The 23,526-nt window shown below is 53.8% G+C and carries 15 protein-coding genes; 6 read left to right on the plus strand and 9 right to left on the minus strand.

All coding sequences use genetic code 11. The features are described from left to right. Positions 1 to 236 precede the first annotated feature (236 nt). Positions 237 to 620 (plus strand): DUF2294 domain-containing protein, encoded by a 384-nt coding sequence (locus tag LKE08_RS14430; RefSeq protein WP_324704938.1) that lies wholly within the window; start codon positions 237 to 239, stop codon positions 618 to 620. Between the two features lie 177 nt (positions 621 to 797). Here LKE08_RS14430 and cysK read toward each other — a convergent pair whose 3' ends face one another. The 4 genes from cysK to LKE08_RS14450 form a co-directional block, all read right to left on the minus strand. Next, the gene (cysK, locus tag LKE08_RS14435) at positions 798 to 1,751 is read right to left on the minus strand and encodes a cysteine synthase A (protein ID WP_324704939.1); all 954 of its coding nucleotides are present in this window, start codon (positions 1,749 to 1,751) and stop codon (positions 798 to 800) included. Between the two features lie 61 nt (positions 1,752 to 1,812). Next, positions 1,813 to 4,446, minus strand: a complete 2,634-nt coding sequence (locus tag LKE08_RS14440; RefSeq protein WP_324704940.1) for a cyclic nucleotide-binding domain-containing protein — start codon at positions 4,444 to 4,446, stop codon at positions 1,813 to 1,815. A gap of 207 nt (positions 4,447 to 4,653) precedes the next feature. Further along, positions 4,654 to 5,007, minus strand: a complete 354-nt coding sequence (locus LKE08_RS14445; RefSeq protein ID WP_324704941.1) for a hypothetical protein — start codon at positions 5,005 to 5,007, stop codon at positions 4,654 to 4,656. 121 nt (positions 5,008 to 5,128) lie between these two features. Then, on the minus strand, positions 5,129 to 5,947 hold the full coding sequence (locus tag LKE08_RS14450; RefSeq protein WP_324704942.1) for an MBL fold metallo-hydrolase: 819 nt from the start codon (positions 5,945 to 5,947) through the stop codon (positions 5,129 to 5,131). Positions 5,948 to 6,681: 734 nt separating this feature from the next. Here LKE08_RS14450 and LKE08_RS14455 point away from each other — a divergent pair. The 5 genes from LKE08_RS14455 to LKE08_RS14475 all read left to right on the plus strand — a co-directional run bounded on the left by LKE08_RS14455 (position 6,682) and on the right by LKE08_RS14475 (position 13,848). Beyond that, complete coding sequence (locus tag LKE08_RS14455) at positions 6,682 to 7,635, plus strand: hypothetical protein (protein ID WP_324704943.1); 954 nt, start codon at positions 6,682 to 6,684, stop codon at positions 7,633 to 7,635. Positions 7,636 to 7,653: 18 nt separating this feature from the next. Continuing rightward, a complete protein-coding gene (locus LKE08_RS14460; RefSeq protein ID WP_324704944.1) occupies positions 7,654 to 8,571 on the plus strand; it encodes a sulfotransferase in 918 nt (305 codons plus the stop codon). Positions 8,572 to 8,595: 24 nt separating this feature from the next. Further along, positions 8,596 to 10,962 carry a YCF48-related protein gene (locus LKE08_RS14465; protein WP_324704945.1) on the plus strand — a complete coding sequence of 789 codons (2,367 nt, stop codon included), beginning with the start codon at positions 8,596 to 8,598 and terminating at the stop codon, positions 10,960 to 10,962. A 96-nt stretch (positions 10,963 to 11,058) separates the two neighbouring features. Beyond that, on the plus strand, positions 11,059 to 12,549 hold the full coding sequence (locus tag LKE08_RS14470) for an MBOAT family protein (protein WP_324704946.1): 1,491 nt from the start codon (positions 11,059 to 11,061) through the stop codon (positions 12,547 to 12,549). Positions 12,550 to 12,555: 6 nt separating this feature from the next. Further along, a complete protein-coding gene (locus LKE08_RS14475; RefSeq protein ID WP_324704947.1) occupies positions 12,556 to 13,848 on the plus strand; it encodes a hypothetical protein in 1,293 nt (430 codons plus the stop codon). 251 nt (positions 13,849 to 14,099) lie between these two features. Here the strand turns inward: LKE08_RS14475 and LKE08_RS14480 are convergent, their stop codons facing one another. The 5 genes from LKE08_RS14480 to LKE08_RS14500 all read right to left on the minus strand — a co-directional run bounded on the left by LKE08_RS14480 (position 14,100) and on the right by LKE08_RS14500 (position 23,361). Next, positions 14,100 to 15,326: a DUF4336 domain-containing protein gene (locus LKE08_RS14480; protein WP_324704948.1), complete on the minus strand. Its 1,227-nt coding sequence runs from the start codon at positions 15,324 to 15,326 to the stop codon at positions 14,100 to 14,102. A gap of 129 nt (positions 15,327 to 15,455) precedes the next feature. Beyond that, a complete protein-coding gene (locus tag LKE08_RS14485) occupies positions 15,456 to 16,808 on the minus strand; it encodes a response regulator (protein WP_324704949.1) in 1,353 nt (450 codons plus the stop codon). Next, entirely contained in the window at positions 16,801 to 19,491 is a 2,691-nt protein-coding gene (locus LKE08_RS14490; protein WP_324704952.1) for an ATP-binding protein, read from the minus strand. Before LKE08_RS14490 ends, LKE08_RS14485 begins: the two co-directional genes overlap by 8 nt. An 80-nt stretch (positions 19,492 to 19,571) precedes the next feature. Beyond that, the gene (locus tag LKE08_RS14495) at positions 19,572 to 20,798 is read right to left on the minus strand and encodes a branched-chain amino acid ABC transporter substrate-binding protein (RefSeq protein WP_324704950.1); all 1,227 of its coding nucleotides are present in this window, start codon (positions 20,796 to 20,798) and stop codon (positions 19,572 to 19,574) included. Between the two features lie 190 nt (positions 20,799 to 20,988). After that, positions 20,989 to 23,361: an ATP-dependent helicase gene (locus LKE08_RS14500; protein ID WP_324704951.1), complete on the minus strand. Its 2,373-nt coding sequence runs from the start codon at positions 23,359 to 23,361 to the stop codon at positions 20,989 to 20,991. Between the last annotated feature and the right edge of the window lie 165 nt (positions 23,362 to 23,526).

The following is a 23,526-nucleotide window of genomic DNA, read 5'->3' on the forward strand; positions in this document are numbered from 1 at the left end:
AAACGGCTTTTCTATAAGGGTTTGAAAATTTCTGACCCCATTTCAACTGTAACCACGTGAGCGCTCGTTGCTATATCGCAAAAGGCGGGAGAAACAGGGCTGAGGACGGCTATACTGAAAGATTATTGCCGATCGCGGATGGGTTCAGCCCTTCGGCCCGTCCAAACCTTGACGGCTACTGCAATAATGGGCAAATTTCGGGAATTCAATCTATCCAAAGTTTGGGAGTTTTCGGCATGACAGAAAGTCGCAATCTGACACGGGGACAAATGGAGAGAAAGTTGTCTCAAGACATTCAAAAGCTGTACCGTCAGGAACTCGGCCACCAACCTCAAAAAATCGACTGTGATATCTCCAATGACCGGATCTGCATCGTTGTTGAAGAAAGTCTCACTCAGCCCGAAAATTTACTCAAAAACTCGGGACAAAAAGATTTATCCCGAGAGATTCGCTCTAAATTGGATGAGGCTATTCAACCCCAATTGAAGCAATTGATTCAAAATGAGTTGAGTATAAAAGTCCTGGATGTCTTGATGGATACCGAGTTGGATACGGGAAGGTCGGGCATGATTTTTGTGTTGGAATCCGCCCCCCAGTTGCGCCCCAAAGCCTCTTCGTGAACAGCCCAGATGGGGAGGAATTGGGAATGGGGAATGGGGAATAGGGAATGGGGAATGGGGAATGGGGAATGGGGAATAGGCAAGCTAGCAATAGGCAATAGGCAATAGGTAAGGGGAATGGGGAATTTTTCATTTTTCATTTTTCATTTTCCCTACACTCCACCCCCTGATTCGCCCCTATTTGACCGCCACCACCGCTTGAGGCTCAAACATTTTCGTACTCAAATACCGCTCCCCGCCGCTGGCTTGGATGGCGACGATCGCGCGATCGCGGCACTCCGGACGCGCCCCCACCGACAGCGCCGCGGAAACCACCGCCCCCGTCGAAATCCCGCTCAGAATCCCCTCTTCGGCCGCCAGATGCCGCCCCATTTCGTAGGCGGTTTCCTCGCTCACCCGGACAATTTCATCGATCAAATCCACCCGCAAAATGTCGGGAATGAAACCCGCACCGATGCCCTGGATATCGTGGATGGCGCGATTTTCGCCGCTCAACACCGCACTCTTTTCCGGTTCCACGGCGATAATTTTCAACTCCGGTTTTTGCCGTTTCAAATAGTAACCCGCCCCCGTCAAAGTGCCGCCGGTTCCCACACCGACGACCAAAATATCGACCTTCCCCTCTGTGTCCGCCCAAATTTCCGGGCCGGTGGTTTGGTAGTGAATTTTCGGGTTGGCGGGGTTGCTGAATTGTTGGGGGGAAAAGGAATTGGAAATGCTGGCGAGGAGGTCGTTGGCCCGGGCGATCGCGCCCGCCATATCTAATTTAGCCGGAGTGGTGACAACTTCCGCCCCGTAAGCTTTCAGCAGTTCCATCCTTTCCCGACTCATATTGTCCGGCATGGTCAAAATCAGTTGATAACCCCTCGCCGCACACACCATTGCCAGTCCGATGCCGGTATTGCCCGAAGTCGCCTCGATAATCGTGGAAACACCGGGTTGGATTAATTGGGCTTTTTCTGCTTCTTGGATCATACTCCCCGCGATCCGATCTTTGATTGAACGGGCGGGGTTTAAACCTTCCAATTTTAGCAGTATTTCCGCTTCGCAATTGTAGCGTTTCGGCAGGTTTCGCAATTGGACTAAGGGAGTCCTGCCGATCGCTTCGGTAATATTATCGTAAATTTTCATGGCTTTCTTTTAAATGGTTTTAAAATGATTTTTGCAGGCAAGATGCCGGCGCTACTCGTACTCAGATTAACAGGATAAACCAGACGGCAACAAACCCCACCATCAAAACAATATGGGGAAGATTTTTCATCCAAGGACGGCGGGTAATTTTCAACAGGGGAAAGAGGCTGAATGCCAAAATTGATAAGAGCGTCACGCCCTGGAGAAACTGCGCCACGTCCAAACTCCAGGTCAGGGTAAACCACCCGTCCCCGCCGAAGCCGAACGTGCGGGCGGCGACGGGCAGAATCCGACCCGCCTCGGTCATCGCCGAGGGCAAATAATAGGCGAGATTCCCCGCCAGCACCATCGGCAGATAGGCGTAAATTACCGTTTTGTAATCCGGCATTTCCGGGTCGAAAAATCGGGCGATTCGGTGGGCGGAATAGGTGAGGATCAGGGGGATTGATAACAGGACGCTGACCACGGGAATCGCGATCGCCAAATGGTCGGAATCGATCGCCAGATCCCCCCAACCAAACCACCCCAAAATCGCCTCCGACCGGTGCATGAACACCCCCCCGAACAGCAACAGCAGCAGGGCAATTTCCGCCCAAAATCCCCGGTGTCCCTCCCAAATATCCGCCGCCGGAAACCGGAAATTCAACTGCCCCGACCGGTTCGGACAGGCCTTGATACAGGTCATGCAAAACATACAGTCCCGGTTGTCCGGCAACTGGGCCGGGTGGGAATACAGCGGACATCCCCCCGTCGCCTGTCCCTCCGTGGGCAGGGCGTCGGGAAAATTCACCGGCGTCGCATCGCTGCCCCGGTAGCAGCCAAAGGTATTGCACTGAGTCCCGCAGACCTGCGGGGTCGATCGCAATTCCACCATCGCCAACTTGGCGAACATCCCGTTCATCCCGCCGATGGGACACAGGTGGCGACACCACAGGCGCCGTTCGTAGATGACGCTACAAATCACCGCCCCCGCCGTAATAATCAACAGCAGCCAAGCCGACAGGTAAGCCGTATGGGGCAGGTCCCACAATTTTTCCCAGAGGTAAATGGCGACGAACCCCGCCCACAGCACCCAGGCGCCCCACTTGTTCAACCATTTATTCGGCCAGGGCAACAACTCCCGCGGCCAAATCCACAGGGACAGTTTCCGCACCCACTCCCCGACGATCATAAACGGGCAAACCGCGCACCACAGGCGGCCCACCACGGGAAACAGCAGCAGGTAAAACGGCCACCACCAGGCCCAAAACAGGTTCAGGGCGATATTAGAATCCCGGGTTTGGGGGCCGACCAACCCCATGATGGTGACGGGGACAAATATTATCATCATCGGCCACCAGAAGCGCTCCGGCCACCAGTCACTCAGCAGAAATCGCCGCAACCCGGGAATTTGGTTGAGCAAGTCCACCCGGAAGGCGTTCTTTTTGGACTCTACGGACCAGAGCACCTGTTCGGGAATCACTGAGTGCCCCTCCGGCGTCATGGCTGCGGCCCGTTTGAGAATGCCCTCCAATTCGGTGATATTACCGGGATAGTCGTAACTCAGCAGGCGTCGCAAGTCGGCCTGGTCCAGTTGCAGGGGGGCCCGCCCCCGTTCCCGGCAGAATTGGTCCAGGAAATGGCGGGCGAAGGCGGAGATGTCGGCTTTCCGCTGGGGGAGGGAGAACAGTTTGATCGTGTGGGCGTCGATACCGGAAATTGAGAGTTTGCCGGGACTCGCGAGGATCAGCCGCACCGAGAAGGGTTGGGGCGCGCGCTCCATGACTTGCTGCTGAATTTCCACCGGGGCGTTGGGGATGGCGTTCCCGGTTTTGAGGTAGTGGGCGAGACGATCGCGATCGCCCCGAGTCAGCAGTTGGATATTATCGATGACCAGGGTGCCCCGTTCCAGCAGTGCGATCGCCCCCTGTCGCCCGTCGTAGCGCCCGAATAAAATATCCGTATTCACCGCTCCCGCCCCGTCCCGGGGCAGTTGGGCGCAGTCGATTTCGGCGAAGGGGCGATCTTTGAGGCCAGACCCGGCGTGGATAATCCCGGCTAGGAAGGTTTTCCCGCTTCCCGGCGGCGCGTGCAAAAACACGGGTTTGAGATCCGCGGCTGCCTGTTGCACCTGTTGGGCGAGTTTCCGGGCGGATTTACTCTCGCCGATAATTGTTTCTCCGACGGGAACGGGGCGGACGTAGGGTTGCAATCCCTGGATGCGGGCCTGTTCCTGGGCTAGACGCCGGGAAAATTTCACCAAATCCTGGGCTAAAAGGGTATTGATCGCGCCGTTAATTTCGGGATGCTCGGTTTTGAGTTCCTCGAAGCGATCGCGGGGCAAAAACCAAATTTCGCTGCGGGCGATGGCTGCGGCTCCGGATCGGTAGCTTTCCGCTTCCCCCCCCGCCCCGAGGGAGATGTGCCCGAACAGTTCCCCGGCGTTGCGATAAATAATGTGGGTTTTGCCCACCGGGGATGCCCGGTAAATTTCCACCGTCCCCCACTTGAGCAGGTACAATCCCAGGGGGTTGGCGTCTTGTTCGTAGATGGTGGCGTCGGGTTCCACTCGCAACAGTCGTAGGGACTCCGCGATCGCCGCGATCGTCTCGGACTCGAGTTTTCCCCAAATCCGATGGAAACTTAGCCAGGTGATGCAGTCTTCGATCTCCTGGCGATCGGGTTCGGGGTGTTTGGGAGAAATTTGCAGTGTCATTTTGAGGGCGTGGGATGATCCGCAGATTACGCAGATTGCACAGATTTAATGGAAGGGTGATCTGTGGAAATCTGGGCGATTGGGGAGAGGATTTTGAGTGTGGGAACATTCAGAACGGGTAGTAGGGGCAGTGCCTCCGCGCCTGCCCTCCACTTCTTACCCCCGTCGCCGATTCCCTAATACCGAGTCCCGACTCCCTATTCCCTTCTACTTTACCGCCTGGGGGTGCAGTTGGGCGATTGCTTCGGCGAGGCGTTTTTGGACGGCTTGGACTTCGGCTTCGGTGTTCTGTTCTATTCCCATCGCTACCAAAATTAACCCCAGTTCCAGGGCATCTTTGGGATTCAGAATCATGCCCAATTCTTCGGCGTGGGCGAGGACGCAGGGTTGGTCATCTTTGCCCCGTACTTCAAAGTTGAGGTGAATGTTGGAGGTGGAAGCGTCCCCCGGTTCGGCTTCGAGTTTGGAAATTTTATTGCCCACTACCGTGGTACTGGTGACGTGACTCATGACGGTGATTTCGTCGGTTTCCAAATTGCGTGTCAGCGGGTGAATCGTCATGGCATTAACTCCTGTAAATTTTATGGTGAACGATCGAATTAAATCAGATGGGGAATAGAGAGAAAATTTACAATTTTTTACTGTTAACTTTCCCCACACCCCACCGAGCACACCCCACACCCTAATTAAATTGCAATCGGGTCCCTACCCGGCAGTCGATGCTGCGTCCGAGACGCCACAAGTGTGCGATCGCGTTGAGTCCGGTACAGTGGTTGGCGCCGATCAGTTGCACGTCGTAGCGTTTTAGGGCGGCGACGGTGGCTTCGAGGCGATCGCGGTTCGCCCGCAGCAGGTGCATCCCCCCCAAAACGGCGTGTATTTTTTGCTTCCCGGTGATTTGGGAAATATAATCGAGGGTGTTGATCGTGCCGGCGTGGGCGCAACCTAAAACCACCACCAATCCCTCGGGCGTTTCCGCGAACAGGGCTTGATCGTCGGGGAGGCGATCAATCAAGTGGTGGTTCCCATCTTGCCAAAAGTCCCCCCCCGTGTCTTCTGAGGGGTGGCGGCGGGGAATGGGTCCGGTGAGCCACAGCCCCGGGATGATTTCTGTGGGGGTTTCGGTCCACACGATCCGCTGCGTGTTGGCTTCAAGGGTTTGTTTGTCCTGAATCGGCGAACCGATCGCCCCCCGGGGACTGTATTTGGGTGCGATCGCGTCCGGGTGCAGGAATAAAACCGCATTTTGGGTTTCTTCAAATACGCACGGCAAGCCCCCCGCGTGGTCATAATGACCGTGGCTGAGGGCGATGGCGTCCGAGTCCCGCAAGTTGATTCCCAGTTCTCGGGCGTTGTGGCGCAGCGCGTAGCCCTGTCCGGTGTCGAACAGAAGGTTGTAGCCGTCCGCCTCGATCCAAAAAGACAGCCCGTGCTCCCCCAGCAGTCCCCTCGCCCCTGCTGTGTTTTCGACGAGAACGGTTATCGTCAGTTGCTCGATCATGGTGCGATCGTCTCCTTGTCAACATTTTACGGCGAACGGACGGATTAGCCAAGCCCCACCGCCGATCCGGCTCCCCCGGCGGGAAGCCGTCGCACACCCATGTCAACTCTATCACTAGATACTCAACTAATCAAGATTTTTTCCCATCTGTCCCCGCCCCCGGCCAATTTGGCAGTTGAAAAAGGCGATCGCTCCGAATCCCAAATCCCCCTCAAATTTGCCGTTTAAGCGGAGCGAAAAAAGGGAGAGAGTCGGCGCGGAGCATCTGATGGGATGGGGGGGACGGGGGGAGTCAGTCGTCGTTGGAGCGCCCCAAAATAGCCAAATGGCGAATCAACCCAAGCTCTCAGTAATCGGCTATCAGCTATCAGCTCGAGGTCAACGTCCCACGACCTTTAAATTTAGGAATGTGGGAAGATGCCGAGTCTTCTTGCGGTTCCTATATTGACACCAACAGGAGAGCTGGGCTAGAATCCACAAGGGAGCCGAATTCGTCAGGGAAACACGGCAAATGAGCGGGGGGGGGAACGACGAATCCAATTCCGAAATCAACCCGATCGCGATCGCACAACAGCCACCAGAAATTGAGAGTCATCGTTGGAGCGGGAGTCGGCTTCTTCCCGACCGAAACCCAAGGAGTGTGATCGACTGCAAAACCAAAAGATTTGAGGAAAATTAGGATGAATATTCCCGTTTCACTGTGGATACTTGTCGCTCGGACGGATGTCTCTTATATGCTACAGACAATCCCCCATTTGATCCGCAGTTGTCGCCATCCCTTTGCCGAGCGTGTTTTGGCGATGGACACGGCTCCCCTGAGCGGATTTATGCCCGGTCGATATCGGGTGGGAACTCAACAAGAACTGGAGGCGGCGTGCCAAACCCTGGTTGACCGGGGAGTCATCGACAGAATCGTCAAGATCGATTACGATTCGACTCAAATTCAAAACGTCTATCAAAAGTATTTCGGTGTGGAGCCGGCACAACGGATGCTCGACCACACGCACAATTGGAAAGGTTCGACCGTTTATGCCTCGCTGTACTGTATCGAAGCATCTGCCACCGATTATTACCTACATTTTGATGCGGATATGCTCCTGCACCAAAAAGCCGATGGCGACTGGATTAATTCGGCCGTCCGGTTGATGGAATCCCATCCTAAAATTGTGACAATCCGCCCCTTTTGCGGTCCGCCGCTGCCGGAAGGTCTACCCTTGCACCTGGCCAATGCGAGCCAAGAAGAAGGCTTTTACGGCCACCAAACGTTTAGCATGAGGACCTATTTGGTCAACAAGCAGCGCTTTGCCCGACTGGCTCCCATCCCCTTGATGTGGAAATATTACCCGATGCTGTCGAGACATCTTCCCCCGCCCTTTCAATCATCATTTGCCAAAGTTGAGCGTCAGTTGCGGCCCCAAGTCGAACCCATTCAAGGGGCACTCGAATCGTTCGAGGTGATGACGAATCACCGGCTAAAAAGTGCGAATTTTATCCGGGCGGATTTATCCTCGACCGACGCCTGGACGTTGCACCCCCCCAAACATAATTATGATTATCTGAAGGCGCTGCCAAATCTGATTAACTTCATCGAGCAGGGGGAATATCCCCCGGGTCAGGCGGGTTCCTATGATGTGCTGTTAAATGAATGGTCCGAATGGCTAAATGCCGAAGAAGCGATCAACTGTTGATTCGATATCGGCAAAAAAATGTCATCAACATGGGTTCATTGGGAAATGCGATCGCAAAATATCGAAAAGGTGAAGGTAAACTCGATGGAAATACGCCCATCAATTCGGCTGGTAAAAAATGAAATCATTCAAAAATATCAAAATTTTAGAATTGATACCACCGAGAATCCCTACTATCTGGTCGGTCGAAGCCGACCCTGTCGCATCCTTTTTATCCTGAGCCATATGCGCTCCGGCTCTTCCTTATTGACTCACATTCTCAACTCCAACCCCGACATCATTGGCTACGGTGAAACCCACATCCAATATACTTCGGAAATCGACTTCAAGCGTTTGATGTTAAAAGTCTATTGGGAAGCTCAAGAGTTCCGGACTCTCCGAGATATAAAAAACTTGAGCATGAATCAAAAATACATCTTAGATAAGGTTTTACACAACAACAAATTTGCGGACGATGAATTTCTCTTGTCGGACAACTTGTACAGTATTTTTTTGTTGAGAGAACCCCGAAGAAGTTTAGCCAGTATCGCCTCACTTAAACCCCATCTCAACGAAGAACAAATCCTCAACTATTACGCGGGACGATTGTCCATGTTGGAACAGTATGCCCGACTGATTGACAGCAAAAAGCGCAGTTTATTGATCACCTATCATCAGATGATCAAACAGACCGATTTGGTTTTTGAAGCGTTGCAGAAATTTTTAGAAATCGGGGGTGGTTTTTCCGAGGACTATCAACTGCTTAAAACCACCGGGATGCGGCACGTGGGAGATCATCAAGGAAATATCAACGCCGGCCGTATTGTGAGAACCCCAAGACCCCTGGAAACGCAACTTTCTGAAGACGCAGAAAAAAAGGGTCGGGAGTCTTTCGAGCGATGTGGGGCTACTTTATCTCACTATTGCAGCACGGTTGACTCCCTGTGCGGAAGTTAAGACCGATGTAAAAGTCAAAAAAAAATGATGCCAAAAATTGTTCAATTTCTCCCCAAAAAATTCGGGTCTCTCGGCCGGATTCTTTGTTGTCTGTTGCTGTTCTGTCTCACCGTTTTCTGGTTCGATACCGACGGGGCCCGCGCCCATCGGCCCCACGACGACACCTACCACGTCGAACTCTCCCCCAACTACGGTGAAGATCGAACTTTATTCATTACAGTGAGAGGGAACTTGCTCAAGTCAACGGATGCGGGGGAGACTTGGGAGCGGGTGTGGAAAGGATTGAATAACCGAGCCAATTTATTTTCGATTTCGATATCTTCAAAAGATCCCCAAACGGTCTTCGTGTCCTCTTTGGGTAATGGCATATATAAATCCCCCGATCGGGGCCTTTCGTGGACCCAGGTGAACGAAGGTTTGGACAATCTGAGTATCGATTTACTGGCCAGCTCTCCACAGGCTCCCAATCTGGTCTTTGCCGCCGGCGAGGAGAAAGGACTTTATAAAACGAAAGATGGTGGAAAGCGATGGTATTCAGTTCTCGAAGATGCCGGCAAAGTGACGGTCGTCGGCTTTTCGGCTGCGGCGACCAATCCGGTGGTTGCCGGGGACAATCGGGGCAGCATCTACCTGTCTCAAGACGGAGGTGAAACTTGGCAAAAACAATTTGAATTGGAGGGGGGTGGGGCGATTAATGCCGCGGCGTTTTCCCCCAATTTTGCCGCCGACAATACCTTTTGGATCGGCACCGAAAATGAGGGGATTTTAAAAACCGAAGACGGCGGGGTTTCTTTCTCTAAGGTGAACCGGGGTCTGTCCGATCGCTCCGTCAGAGATCTAGCGATCGCCTCCGACGGTTCCCCGGATTTTACCCTGTGGGCCGCCACCTGGGATGAGGGCATCTTTTACTCCGAAGATGGTGGAAATCGGTGGCAAAAGTCGAGCCGGGGGTTGACCAAAAGCGAGCAGGCAGATGAACCTCAATTTGACAAACCCCATTTCAACGATTTGGAATTTTCCGATACCTTTGACCGGGATGGAACGATCTTTTTGGCGGGGTTCAACGGGATATTTAAATCCCCAGATGGGGGCCAAGTGTGGCGAGAATTGGACGCCCTGTCGAGCCGGTTGGTTGTCGGCCTCGCCGTCTCGCCGGACTATCAAGAAGATGGGACGATCGCCGTCGCCGACTATGTGGGAAAAGCCCACATCAGCCCCGATGGCGGCGCGACTTGGCGGCCGATGAAAAAAGGGTTGGAAGTGCCCCGCTTTACCCGCAATTTTCAAGAACCGATCGACGACCCGCGCCGGTACTTTGACATCGCATTTTCGTCCGACTATCGGTCAGACAACACCGTGTTTTTGGGTTTTTTGCGAGATTTTTTGGGTCGGTCGGGCGATGGCGGCGAGAGTTGGGAAATTGTCCGATTACAAGGAGTTCCCGGCAAATTTGTCCGGGGGACGATGATTGCCGTCTCTCCCAACTTTGCGGGCGATCGCACCCTGTACCTGGCCACCAATCAGGGGACGATATACCGGTCAACCGACGCGGGGGGCAGCTTCTCGATTTTACACAATTTAGATTCTCGATTGACCGCTTTTGTCATCTCCCCCAATTTTGCCTCGGACCGGACGCTTTACGCATCGGGGAGCGAGGGAGTATTCAAGAGTGTCGATGGGGGCGAATCGTGGCGGGAGATGACCGACCGCGCTGACTCCACCGAGAGGCGCTGGCTGGAGTTGGCAATTTCGCCCAACTATCAAGTCGATCAAACCCTGATTTCGGGGACGAACCGGGGTTTGTTTAAAACCGCCGACGGCGGTCAAAGTTGGACCCCAATTGCCGGATTACCGGGGGGAGCAAATAGCTATATAGAGGCCGTCGCGCTGTCGCCCGACTACGGGAGCGATCGCACATTTTTGACGACCGTAAGGGGAAGGGGAACGTTCAAAACTGTCGATGACGGCGACAGCTTCACTCCCATCGATGAGGCGGTGTATTTAGCCCGAATTGACAACGTACCCTCCGCCTCCGTGCCGATCAAATTCTCGCCCTCTTACGCCGTCGATCGCACCATCTATGGCTTCGGTTCCCCGGGGGGAAAGGTGTTTAAATCGGTGGATGGCGGCGAAACCTGGGAAACGGCGATCGTGCCGACCTACGAAGTCGGCGACTACGATCCGTTCACATTTTTGAGTCTGGCCCTCTACGTCCACGGCGACAACTTATTGAAACTCCTGGCCGCCGCCGCCGTCGCCCTGTTGACTTATTTTATGGCTGGCAAAACTGGACTGGAGAAACGGTTGCCTTTGAATAAAGTACAACTCCAGATGGGGAGTGCATTTTTTGTCTTTTTGTTGGCTGTTCTATCGATCAAAAAATTTCTGTAATGTCGCGCCCACAATCTCCTTCAGAGACGACGATGAACCTCGCAGCCATCCCGTTGATTTCGCCCAAATAACAGCCGACCGAGGTTGATTCCAATCATGCTATTTAATTCCCCCGAATTTATCTTCCTGTTTCTGCCCGTCACTCTGATCGGATTTTTTCTAGTCGCCCGTTGGAAGGGCGGATTGTTCGCGATCGCGTGGTTGGTTTTTGCCTCCCTGTTTTTCTACGGATATTGGAATCCCAAATATCTGATCTTAATCCTCTCGTCTGTCGGCATCAACTATTTTCTGGGTGTCAAACTCGGCGGCAGTTGGGAGCGTCCTTTCCGAAAAAAGGGGCTGTTGATTTTTGGGATTGCCCTCAACCTGGCCGCGATCGGCTACTTCAAGTATGCCAACTTTTTCGTCGAAAATATCAACGCCATCGGCGGCACGAATTTTCAGTTGGGTCAAATCGTCCTGCCCCTGGCAATTTCTTTCTTTACGTTCCAGCAGATCGCCTACCTGGTGGATGCCTACAAGGGAGAGGTCGCCCCGACCAACTTTTTTCATTACTGTCTGTTTGTCACGTTTTTTCCCCAACTCATCGCCGGACCGATCGTCCACTACCAAGAGATCCTGCCCCAATTTAAGCGCCCGGAAATTTATCGGATCAAATCGGACAATCTGTCGGTCGGAATCACGATTTTTTCCATCGGTTTGTTTAAAAAGGTCGTCCTGGCGGACGGCATCGCGGCCTATGGAAACCCGGTTTTTGCGGCGGCGGCACAGGGCGAAAACCTGACTCTATTGGTCGCCTGGATGGGGGCTTTGGCCTACACGTTTCAACTCTATTTTGACTTTTCCGGGTACGCCGACATGGCCATCGGTATCGCCCGAATGTTCGGCATTCAACTGCCCCTCAACTTTTACTCCCCTTATAAATCGGTCAACATCATCGATTTTTGGCGGCGCTGGCACATGACCCTTTCCCGTTTTTTGCGGGATTATTTATACATCCCGCTGGGGGGTTCCCGCCACGGCAATGTCCGGCGATATCTGAATTTGACGATCACCATGCTGTTGGGGGGACTTTGGCACGGCGCCGGATGGACGTTCGTGATTTGGGGCGGCCTGCACGGCGTTTACCTGACGGTCAATCATGGTTGGCAAAATTTCCGCCGCGGCCTCGGACACGATCTGAAAAAGTCTACCTGGTGGGGGAGCGGAATGGCGCGGCTCGTGACCTTTGCCGCTGTCGTTTTGGCCTGGGTTTTCTTCCGAGCCGAGAGCTTGGACGGCGCGATCGCCATGTCCGGGTCCATGCTCGGATTCAACGGCTTCAGTTTATCCGAAGACGGATTTATTTTCCCCAAGAAATTTTTTGCGATGCTTTTGATCATCGTTTGGTTTTTGCCCAATACCCAGGAACTGCTCCGCGATTACAACCCCGCCCTGGAAACCTACAAAATTGACTCCGACCGGCGCTTCTTGAAACAACTGCGTTGGCGGCCCGCCTACGGTTGGGCGCTGTTCACGGCTGCCCTCAATTTACTGTGTCTGACTCGACTCTCCCAGGTCAGCGAATTTCTGTATTTTCAGTTTTAAATCATCATGAAATCTAAACTGTATCTGAAACTCTGGTTTTCGTACTTTTTATTTTTGTGCATTTGTTTCGCTTCTTTCAACTGGATCGTCGATCCCTTTGGTATTTTCGGAGCGATACAAATCGAAGGGTTTAATACCCTGAAGCCGGACTTCAGCGAACATCTCCGCCTGGGGAAAGCCGCGATCGCCGCCCGCTTGGCACCCGGGGGAGTGATTTTGGGTTCGTCCCGGGCGGAACAGGCTTACGATACGGAGCATCCCGGCTGGAATTCTCAAGTCCGCCCCCGCTACAACTTGGGGTTGTCGGCGGCCAATATGTACGAGATTTTACGTTACTTTCAACATACCCACGCCACCCGGCCCGTCCGACAATCTGTCCTGGGACTCGATTTTTTCGTCTTCAATATTTATCGAGAAAATAAACCCGATTTTAGCGAAGATCGGCTGGCGGTATCCTTGGCGGGCCGGCGGAATTTGTGGACGCTGCGCGGCGATTTTTTTCCGGTACTTCTCTCCAACGACGCCTGGAAGGCCAGCCTCAGAACGTTTCGCGTCCAAGATCCGAGTTCCATTCATACGCCTTACTTACCGAATGGTCAGCGGAGTTGGCAAGATAAACCCCAACGAATTTTAAAAAAAGGGGGGCATCGCAAGGCTTTTTTGGCGAACGAAAGTTTATTTGCCAATACGCTCTACCTGCCGGCTCCCCGGTATAAATATGACTTCGTCAATCCGGAAACGGGCGAGTCAAATTGGCAGTATTATCGCCGGCTGCTGAGTACGGCTTATCGGGATGAAGTGGATTTAATTTTATCGATCAACCCCTGCCACGCCCGCCAACTAGAACTCATTGCCTCCCTCAACTTGTGGGACGAGTTTGAAATGTGGAAACGCCAGTTGGTCGAGATCAACGAGCAAGAGGCGCGGCGCCACGATCGCCCCCCGTTTCCGATTTGGGATTTCAGCGGTTACACCAGCCTGACGACGGAGGCAGTTCCGGCCCCAGAAGACCAAACGACCTCGATGAAATGGTACTACGAATCCTCTCACTTCAGCAAAGAGTTGGGGGATTTGGTGTTGGATCGGGTCTTCGACTATCGGGAGACGGGACGGGATCTTCCCGGGGACTTTGGGGTGTTGTTGACGGCTGATAATATCGAAGAACATTTGGCGAAAATTCGCCGGAACCGGCAACGCTATCGAGAGACGCACGGGGAAGATGTGAAGGAAATTGAAACGATCGCCGCCGAGGCGGAACGACGTCGGCCGGATTCTCACGCCGACAAAAATGCCGAATAACTAAGACCGTCCTTGCTGCCCAGTTGGAAGCCCCAAGTTTGTAATATGAGCCGAACGGTATCACAGATTTTCGGGGACGTCAATAGTCGCGATCGCCTTGATTTTTTTTGTCCCGAGAACAGACGGGGTTGCTGATAGCTGGGAACGGGCAAAGATAGGGGAGTCGATCATTGTGGTAGGGGCGCAAGGCCCGGCGCCCGGATTTTAGATTCCCTGGCCACCCCCCGCACCCGGGATCCGATGCAAAGTTCCTATAAGGTCTTTCGCGGCGGGGTGATGCCCCGTTTGTTCAGGCGTTCTTCTAAGTCCCGCAGCAGGGTAAAATCCGCCTCCGGCAGGGGGTGGGCGGGACTGCCCAGGTAGCCCATTTGGGAGGTTTCGTCGGCTTTGAGGAAGTCGAACGCCCGCCGAAATTCCTCGGGGGTGGCTTCTACGGGGGCGTCGAAGTGGCAGGGGATGATCCGTTGAAAATTCCACCGGGCGACGCGATCGGCCCATTCCAGGGTTTCTTTGGGCGCCCGGTTCAAAATCAGGGTTTGGAGTATGGGGGCGACGAAGATATTTCCGCCCCGCCGCAGGGCGTCGAAGGCCTGTTTCCAGCCCGGTTTCCACTGGAAGGGAAATAAACCAAAATAGGCTTTTCGGGAGCGATCGCGGGCTTTTAAGGCATCTCTGAGGGCCTGTTTGAGTGCCACCGCTTCCAGGGCGCTGGGTTGGAAATAAAAGGCGAAAAGGGAAATTCGCTGCCATCCTTTTTGGCGGGTGGCGGGGGTATCTTCAATGATTTCATCGCCGCGATCGCGGGCGTGGAATAGCAGGGGATAGGGGTCGAGATCGACGATTTCGGGGGGATTTTCGGGGACGGAAACGATGGTATCTGTGACTAATAATGTTTGCGATCGCCAGTGGAAAAAGGCGACTTCCTCGAAGGGGCCGAGTCCCAAATCAATCGGACCTAAAATGGCGTAGCTGAATTCCCGCGAAAAGGGGGTTTCGGAACCGTCCCGGGGCAGGATGTGGGTGCGTTTTTTCGGCAAACCCAGCCAACTCAGCGGCAGTTTGAAGGGGTAACTCCACTGGTCCGGGGCGACGAAAATCTCAGCTTTGGGAAATTGGCGGGCGAAGGGGGCGACGAAAACCTTGTGTTCGAGGCCGGAAACGGTGGGGAGGATGATATAGCGGATGTCGCCGTGTTGGGCGACTAACTCGCCCACCAGGCGGATGCACTCGCGGGTGGGTGCGACGGGGGCGTAAACCAGTAGTCCGCCCGTGTCCATGCGGATCACCGTCATGCGGATGGGGACGGTAACGTAGAGGATACCCTGAACTTGCTCGAAGCTCCAGACGCGATCGGGGACGACTTCCCGGCGGATCGTCCGCCGTTGGCCGAAGGGGTACAGGGGGACGAGGGGCCACCAGGGCCAGCGCCAATCGGAAGGGTTGAGGGCGCGATCGGATGGTTGGAACGGATTCTGCACGGATCGATGGGTTGATCTCTATTATTTTAGATTATCAGAGAATGGGGGATGGGGGGCAGGAAATCGGATTTTTATCCGCAGATTTCGCAGATTTTCGCAGATGATGGGTTGGGGATGGATTGAGAGTTGTCAGGTTTTTCCGCACTGGTTGATCGGAATTTGAATGAGGAATTCGGCGCCTGAACCGGGTTGGGAATTGCAGAGGATTTTTCCGCGATGTTTTTCTTCGATAATTTGGCGGGAGAGGGAGAGTCCTAAACCGGTGCCGACGCCGACGGATTTGGTGGTGAAGAGGCGATCGAAGATTTTGGCGCGGATCGGTTCGGCGATGCCGGGGCCGTTGTCGCGGATGGAAATGATCGCGATTGGGTTTGAGGGGTCGAGGGAGGTGGCGATCGCGATTTGGTTGGGTTCGGCTTCTATTTCCGCTTTTGAGAGTCCCTGGTTGGATTCTTCTAGGGCGTCGATCGCGTTACTGAGGAGGTTCATGAACACTTGGTTTAATTGTCCGGGATAACAGTGGATTTCGGGTAAGTTTCCGTAGTTTTTGATAACTTGAATTGCGGGACGGCGATCGTTGCCTTTGAGGCGGTGTTTTAAAATCAGCAGGGTGCTGTCGATGCCGTCGTGGATGTCGAATTCGACCTGGGCATCCGTGTCCGACCGGGAAAAAGTTCGGAGAGAGGTGCTAATTTGAGAAATCCGACGGGTTCCCTCTTTCATGGAAGAGATCAGTTGGGGCAGATCTGCCAACAAATAATCCAGGTCTATTTCATCGATTTTATCCGCAATTTCTGAGTCCGGTTGCGGATTTTTTTTCTGGTACAGTGACAACAGGTCGAGCAAATCTTGGATGTAGTCTTCCGCGTATTTGAGATTGCCGGAAATAAAATTGATCGGGTTGTTGATTTCGTGGGCGACCCCGGCGATTAACTGTCCCAGGGCTGACATTTTTTCGTGGTTGACCAACTGATCTTGAGTCCGCTGCAACTCTTCGAGGGTTCGTTGGAGATTGGCGGTCCGCTCTTCGACTCGGTGTTCGAGGCTGTGGGTCAACTGTTGCAGTTCCGCATTTTTTTCTGCCAAGTTTTGGGTGAGTTGGCGTATTTTTAAATGGACTTTTACTCGGGCTAAAACCTCCTCGTGTTGAAAGGGTTTGGTGATGTAATCGACGGCTCCCAATTCCAAGCCTTTGACTTTGTGTTCGACATCGGAAAACGCCGTCATAAAAATCACCGGAATCTCCCGCGTCGCGGGATTATCTTTCAGGCGTCGGCAGGTTTCAAAGCCGTCGATTCCGGGCATTTGAATGTCGAGCAAAATCAGATCCGGCGTCGCCTTCTCCAGGTTGGAGAGGGCCGCTTCGCCGGAGTTCGCCACCAGCACTTTGAAGCCGGACTCCTTGAGCAAGTTGAACAGAACTTTGATGTTGGTGGGCGTGTCATCGACGATCAGGATCTGAGCTTGCCGTTCATTATTCATCGAGATGCTCTGAATATTGGTTGACCAAAATTTGAATTTCTTCCATGTCGAATTCTTGGGCGAGTTGCAGTAGGCGATCGCCGAGAGCGGCCAATTCGGGCGACAACTGTTTCAGGCGAGTTGCCGATCGCTCGATATTTTCGACATCGCCAATGGCGGCGGCATCTTGGAGAGTCGCCAACTCCTCGGCGGGTAAGGGAACCCGAGTCCAATCATCCACAACCGATTCTGTCGCCGGAGGCTCCAGGTCGGCGGATTCCGATCGCTCCTCGTAGATCCATTCTAAGCTAAGACAATCTCCGATTTTCTCGAACAATTCCTCGGCGTGGACGGGTTTGGGAATGAAGGCATCGCAGCCGGATTCCTCGCTTTTTTGGCGGTTCATGTTGAAAACGCTGGCCGAAGAGGCGAAAATCGGAACCCGTCCGAACTCGGGCAGGCGCCGCAGCCGCCGGGCCATTTCAAAGCCGTCCATCACCGGCATCACCAAATCGGTGATAATCAGATCCGGGGGAGTTTCCACGGCCCGTTTCAAGCCGCTTTGACCGTTTTCGGCTTCCCGGACCTCGAATCCTAGGGGGGCGAGTAAATTGCCGACGACGGAGCGATTTTCCCAGCGGTCGTCCACGATCAGGATACTCCGCCGCGGCCCCCGGTAGCCGACGATCGCCCGTCGGGTGGGGGAAACCGGGCCGAGAGTCCAGGTGGTGGCGACGGGGAGGGCGACGGCGAATTGAAACGAGCTCCCCCGTCCGGGTTGACTTTCGACGGACACCTCCGAGCCCATCATCTGCACGATTTTGCGGGCGATGGCTAGGCCCAACCCCGTCCCCTCGGCCATGCGGTTGCTGTCCCCTACCTGTTCAAAGGGCTGAAAAATGCGATCGAGTTGTTCGGGGGTCATGCCGATGCCGGTATCTTGAACTTGGAAGCGCAGCGTCACCATTTGGGAATCGGGGTCGAGATTATCCGAGGCTTCCACGTTCAGCGTCACGCCGCCGGAGTCGGTAAATTTGATGGCATTTCCGATCAGATTGATCAACACCTGGCGCAGGCGTTTTTCGTCGCCGATAATTGCCGTGGGGAGGGGCGTGACATCGCGGTGGGTGAAGGCGATTTCTTTTTGTTCGGCGCGGATGCGGCAAATTTCCACCACCCCCATTAAAAAGGTTTGCAGGTGGAAGGGTTTGGGAGACAATTCTAATTTTCTGGCTTCAATTTTACTCAGGTCTAAGATGTCGTTAATTAAGGTGAGGAGGTGGGAGCCACAGTCGTGGATGATTTGCACTCCGTCCCGCCGTTTGGGGGCTAGGTCGCGATCGCGCAATAAAATTTGAGTGTAGCCGAGGATGCCGTTCAAGGGCGTCCGCAATTCGTGGCTCATATTGGCGAGAAATTCGCTTTTGGCTTGGTTGGCGGATTCCGCAATTTCCCGCGATCGCTGGGCCTCTTCCTGGGCGGTTTTGCGATCGCGAACTTCCTGTTTTAACTGTTCGTTCGAGAGCACCAAAGCTTCCGTCCGTTCTGCTACCTGCTGTTCTAAATTTTCCACTAACGACCGGATGCGATCGGCCATCGCGTTGAAACTTTCGGCCAGCAAACCTAACTCGTCTCCGCTGTCGATTTTTGCCCGTCCCTGCAAACTTCCGGCTTGCAAATCTCCCGCCACCCGGGTCAATTTGACAATGTTGGTCGTGAGACTATCATTTAACAGTTTTGCGATCGCGGCGGCCAGGAGCAGTCCCGCGAAAATCGTCGCCCCCAAAATGGTCGCTGCCAGTTGGCTGGTGTGCTGAATTTCTCGGCGGGCTCGTTCCACTTCCTCCCCCGCCAACGTCACTAACTCCGCCGCGATCGGATCGATGGATTCGGCCTGCAATTCAAAGTCCCGAAACCGCCGCCGGATCTCCGCATCTATCTGGAGCATTTGAGTCGCCAGTTCGCGATAATTTTGCAAGCTTTTAAAAGCCTTTTCTTTGTCTTCCAAACTCAGGGTCTGGCTCGTCTCAATTTCTTGGCGAAGTTGGGAGGCGACATTGAAACCGGACTGCATGAATGGCCGTTGCTTCGTCACCAAATAGTCTTTTTCATAGAACTCCATTTGCAAGTAGAGGTCGGTTAACTCGTCTTCCTTTCCCTCCAACTGTTCCCGTAGGGACGAGGAAACCTGGTTGATTTTTGCTACCAGTCCCGTTTCTTCGGCGGCGAGAGTTGTCACCAGTTCCACGGATTCTAAAAATGTATTTGAATAGCGCTTTGCCGACGATAAAAATAGGTTGATATCGGATTGCTTTGCCTGAAAATTTTGGCCGAATTCGGACTTAGAAGTTATTTTTTTTAATTCATAACTGAAGGTGATGACTTCCGCAATATGTTTGACCGCATTTTTGGCGTAGGTGTCCCGGGCCTCTGCGAATCCGATTTCCGGATATCGCAGGAAAAAATCTCGCTGGTGTACCCGGGCTGCCTGTAGTCCGCGATCCATTTCTAAAACCAGCCGTTGAATTTCGCTGCTGACCACAATGGCGGATTCCGTTTTGCGTCGCACGATTACCAGGGAAATGTAGCCGGTAATGCCCAGCAACATCATCAACAATAGCAACACTGCAAATGCACTGGTAAACTTGGTGGTTATGCTGATATTTTTCCAGCGTTTATGAATTTTTTTGAGCGGATATTTCATCAAATTTTTTCGTTCCAATTGTAAGAGGTCTGAGGCTCGTCAAGCGAATTTAAACTGTTCAGCACATCCTATACCCTGATTTAATAAACGATATTTCGACTCAACCCCTTCACCCCCGCTTTCGGATCGTCGAGGCGGTAAATGTTGAATTCGATCGCACCACAATCGCCAAATTGGTCGCAGGTGAGATGACCGGTGAGTCCCGGAAAGTTTTCGGTCGAATAGAGGGCTTCTCGCAGTTTCTGACGCCCGATGTGGAGGGTTCCGTCGGGTTCAGCGATCGCGACATCAGCGATGGTATCCAAAAGCAAATTTGTCGCGTCGCTGGCAAAACTGTAGAGGGTGGTGAGGGGCGGTTCTTTATATTTGGATTGGTAGGCGGATTCGAGGGCTTCGATTTCGGGGCTGGACACTAAAGCGGGGCCGGCTATATAAGTGCCAATTCCGTCGCTTCCCGCCTGCCGAATAAATTGTTCCGACATCAATGATTCACCCCCCAAAAACATCATATTTTCTCCCCCTTCCGAGTCGATCATAGATTTTGCCTGCCGCATTAATAGCAGGCTTTTCTCCGGCTCTCCAAAGGGAAAAAATAATAATTTTGCTGAAGAATTAAAGACGGATTTTAGGGCGGGTTTCAAGTCTAAATCTTCCGGATTAATCGTCCCGGAAAAGGCAATTTTACCGCCGATATTGGTGAAGGCTTGGTGAAAAATTTGGGTCAGACTTCGGGAGTATAGATTGTCCATATCAAGGGTTGCCACGGCATCAATTCCGAGTACCCAGCGAGCAAATTCGGCGGCGACTTTCCCGGTCGTTGCGTCGTTATAAATCACTCGAAAATAGCCCGCTTGCCAGTCCTGACCTCGGATCTGACCTATGGCGGTCAGGGAGGGGGCGGTGTTGGCGCTCGAGATCATCACCAGTCCCGCTTCCGACATGATTTTGCCGGCGGTGACGGCGGCGCCGGAACAGTTGGTCCCCAAAATGGCGATCGCCTGGGGGTCGGCGACAATTCTCAGGGCACCGTTCGCCCCCCCCTCCGGTGAACAGCGGTCGTCTTCCACTTGCAAAATAATGGGGCGATCGAGTAATGTATGATCGCGCTGCTCTACAACCAATTGAATGGTGCGGGTTTGATCCGTGCCGCCGGGGGCGGAACCGCCACTGAGGGTCTGGAGAACGCCGATTTTGATCGGTTCTCCGGGGGGGATGGTGACGCAACCGATCGCGTCCGTGCATTCAAAGGGCTGACTCGACGGTTCGCAGCCATTCAACAGCGCGACAATTCCGATTAATACTGGCAACAGAGGAAACCTGAGTTTGAACATAATAACAGGCTCAATTCGGCGGAGTTTTTCATTGGGCGACAGTCCCGAGGGCGATCGATGCTCCCTGATGCCGAGTTGGGAAATACCGAGATACTGATCTAATTTAACATTTCCCCGTGAAATGTAGGGGCTCGCTGGCATTCGCCCTCCCCTATTTCTCCCCTTTCTACAGGAAAACAAAACTCTCAGGAAACCGCTTTTTCAACGGTGCCAAAATCGGACAGGGGCGCTGTTCCTGCAAGCTGTCCGGGCGCTGCCAGGAGTAAGGAGCTAAGGCGGATGCCGACATCCATAATAGCCGTTTTGCCCGGGTCATCGCCACATATAACAGTCGATATTCTTCGGCGGTTTTCAGGTGTCCCGCCTTTTCCCAAGCCGTCGCCACGTCGGGGAGGGGACGGCGATCGTGCAAGTTGGCGCGAATTTGGGCGCGGGCAACTTCGGACAGGGTAAATTCCCCCAAAAATCGCGTCTGGGGAAGGACTCGCAGGGTTCCGGGCAGGATTCCTTCGTGCAAAAAGGGAAGAAAAACGTAATCCCAATCCAAGCCTTTTGCTTTGTGCATCGTGACAATTGTTAATTGCCCGGGACGGGTGAAAATACTCTCGTCCGATCGCCCCTCTTCGTCCGCTTCTACGGGTTCAAACCGTTCCGAACTGACAATTTCATCCAAAACATTTAAAATGCCCGGTAAGCTCTGATTTCCGCCGCACTGCTGGGCGATTCTGGCGGCGAGTTTGTCGGCGGTGGCGAGTTCGCTTTTTTCGTATTGCAAAGAAAGGGCGAGGAAGGAAATCAGTTGGTAGGGCGGCAGTTCAAAACGGGCTTGCAGGAGGCTGCAACACAGTTGGCGACAGCGGCGAACGGCGTCCGACTGGGGGGGATCGAGGGGCCCGGGGTAGAGAAATTGTTCCGGTTGGGCGGCGAGGGCGTTAAAATCCTGGTTGGGGATGCGGTTGCGATCGCTCAATACTTTTAACGTCGCTTTGAGATAGTCGGGGGAGTGGGGGCGATCGATAAATTGCAGCAACCGCAGCAATTCTTTGGGGATGTGGGATTGTCGGGCACTGGTGGACGCATCGTAAATCGATATCGAATGTTTTCCCCAATTTATTTCTAAATTATATTCCTTCGGATTTTGCAGCGCATTGGCGATAAATTCACCCTGGCGATTTTCCCGCACCAGAATGGCGAATTTACCCTCGGGATGCTGTTCGTAAAGCTCGATTACCCGTTTTGCAATCAATGTGACGGTGTGATATATATCGTGGGGGCGGTACAGTTCCAAACCCCGTCCGACGGCGGGGGGATTGGCATCGACTTGGGGATCGTTTGCGTCCACGGGGCGGATCGCCTGTTCCCGAAACGGCTGTTCCTTCCCCGCCAATTGGGAATCATTCACCCACCTCAAAACGAAGTTCGCAGCATCGATAATAATAGCACTGCTGCGCCCCGCCCGATCCATCGTCGCCAGCCGCCCAAAGTCGTCGCAGGTTTCGCAAAATTGCCGGAAATAGATCGGATCGGCGGGGGTAAATGTGGAGTTGATCGCCTGGTTGGGATCGCCGACGCGCACCAAATTTAAACCTTGTAAATCGGTTATATTTCCACCCGGTTCACAGGCTAAAATTTCCAGCAGTCGGCTTTGCAGTGGCGTGGAGTCCTGGGCTTCATCTTCAAACACTGCAAAAACCCGTTGCTGCCAACTCTGGCGCACGGCGTCATTTTCCAGCACCCGCAGGGCGCCGAGAATCATTTCGTCGTAGTCGATGAGTTGCTGTTGTTGCAGCAGAATTTGATAGTTTTCGTACAATCCCGCCGCCACGTTTAGGATATCGTAATCGTCGGGAATGCGATCGCCCAATTCCCGCAACATTTCGGGGGTGAAACCGGAACTTTTGGCTTCCTGAACGGTTTTCCAAGCCAAGTCCGGCAACACCTCCGTCCGCAACACCGATCGCCGTCGCAATCGTTCGGTTTCTTCCCCGTCGAATTGCCGCCCTTCTATCAGGCGTTGATAGGCGCGGGGATTTTTGCCGATCCACTGTTCGACGCAGGTGCGGATCAGGCGGTGGCTGGGGGAGGGCAGGGCGAGGGTGGAGTTTTCCAGGTCCAACCCCGAAAGTTCTCGATGGCTGGTGGCGATGTAGAGGGCGAGTCCGTGCAGGGTGTGGACGACGAAGCCGACGGGGGGCAGGGCGAGTTTGAGGAGATCTTGGCGAATTTTGGCGCGGATATTGCCCGCGGCGGAACGGGTGAAGGTGACGACGACGAGTTGGCGCCCGGGGTTGAGTTGGTGTCGTGCGATCGCCAGGGCTGCCGCCGCGGCCATGCCGGTGGATTTCCCGGCGCCGGGCACGGCGGAAACGGCTAGGGGACCGGCAACCCAGTCCGCCATCCGATCCTGTCCGGGACGCAACCGGGCGCGGATTTGCTGGGCGATATTCCGGCGCCGTTCGCTCGGGTCGGGGGGTGCATCGGGGGAAGGGTTGAATGGGGGTTTGCGATCGTCGGTCACACGCTTCGCCCAATTTAGCATTTGCGCTACACTTTAGCGGATTTTCGATTTCTTGTCAAGTTTTAAGCGGAAATCGGGGCATTTATCCCCTCTAAATTAGTAGTGGACTGTTTCATCTTAAATGAGGCGATCGGATCTGAATCCACAGGCAAGATGCCCGATGCTCCGTTGGGAATTTTGCCTCAT

It is taken from the genome of Lyngbya sp. CCY1209, assembly GCF_035615495.1.
GTDB lineage: Bacteria > Cyanobacteriota > Cyanobacteriia > Cyanobacteriales > Microcoleaceae > Limnospira.

Excerpts from the sequence above, each read along its gene's own strand:
- LKE08_RS14440 (WP_324704940.1), bottom strand. The coding sequence starts at position 4,446 with ATGACACTGCAAATTTCTCCCAAACACCCCGAACCCGATCGCCAGGAG.
- LKE08_RS14500 (WP_324704951.1), bottom strand. The coding sequence starts at position 23,361 with ATGCTAAATTGGGCGAAGCGTGTGACCGACGATCGCAAACCCCCATTC.
- LKE08_RS14445 (WP_324704941.1), bottom strand. The coding sequence starts at position 5,007 with ATGACGATTCACCCGCTGACACGCAATTTGGAAACCGACGAAATCACC.
- LKE08_RS14470 (WP_324704946.1), top strand. The coding sequence starts at position 11,059 with ATGCTATTTAATTCCCCCGAATTTATCTTCCTGTTTCTGCCCGTCACT.
- LKE08_RS14475 (WP_324704947.1), top strand. The coding sequence starts at position 12,556 with ATGAAATCTAAACTGTATCTGAAACTCTGGTTTTCGTACTTTTTATTT.
- LKE08_RS14485 (WP_324704949.1), bottom strand. The coding sequence starts at position 16,808 with ATGAATAATGAACGGCAAGCTCAGATCCTGATCGTCGATGACACGCCC.
- LKE08_RS14465 (WP_324704945.1), top strand. The coding sequence starts at position 8,596 with ATGATGCCAAAAATTGTTCAATTTCTCCCCAAAAAATTCGGGTCTCTC.
- LKE08_RS14455 (WP_324704943.1), top strand. The coding sequence starts at position 6,682 with ATGCTACAGACAATCCCCCATTTGATCCGCAGTTGTCGCCATCCCTTT.
- LKE08_RS14490 (WP_324704952.1), bottom strand. The coding sequence starts at position 19,491 with ATGAAATATCCGCTCAAAAAAATTCATAAACGCTGGAAAAATATCAGC.
- LKE08_RS14460 (WP_324704944.1), top strand. The coding sequence starts at position 7,654 with ATGTCATCAACATGGGTTCATTGGGAAATGCGATCGCAAAATATCGAA.
- LKE08_RS14450 (WP_324704942.1), bottom strand. The coding sequence starts at position 5,947 with ATGATCGAGCAACTGACGATAACCGTTCTCGTCGAAAACACAGCAGGG.
- cysK (WP_324704939.1), bottom strand. The coding sequence starts at position 1,751 with ATGAAAATTTACGATAATATTACCGAAGCGATCGGCAGGACTCCCTTA.
- LKE08_RS14430 (WP_324704938.1), top strand. The coding sequence starts at position 237 with ATGACAGAAAGTCGCAATCTGACACGGGGACAAATGGAGAGAAAGTTG.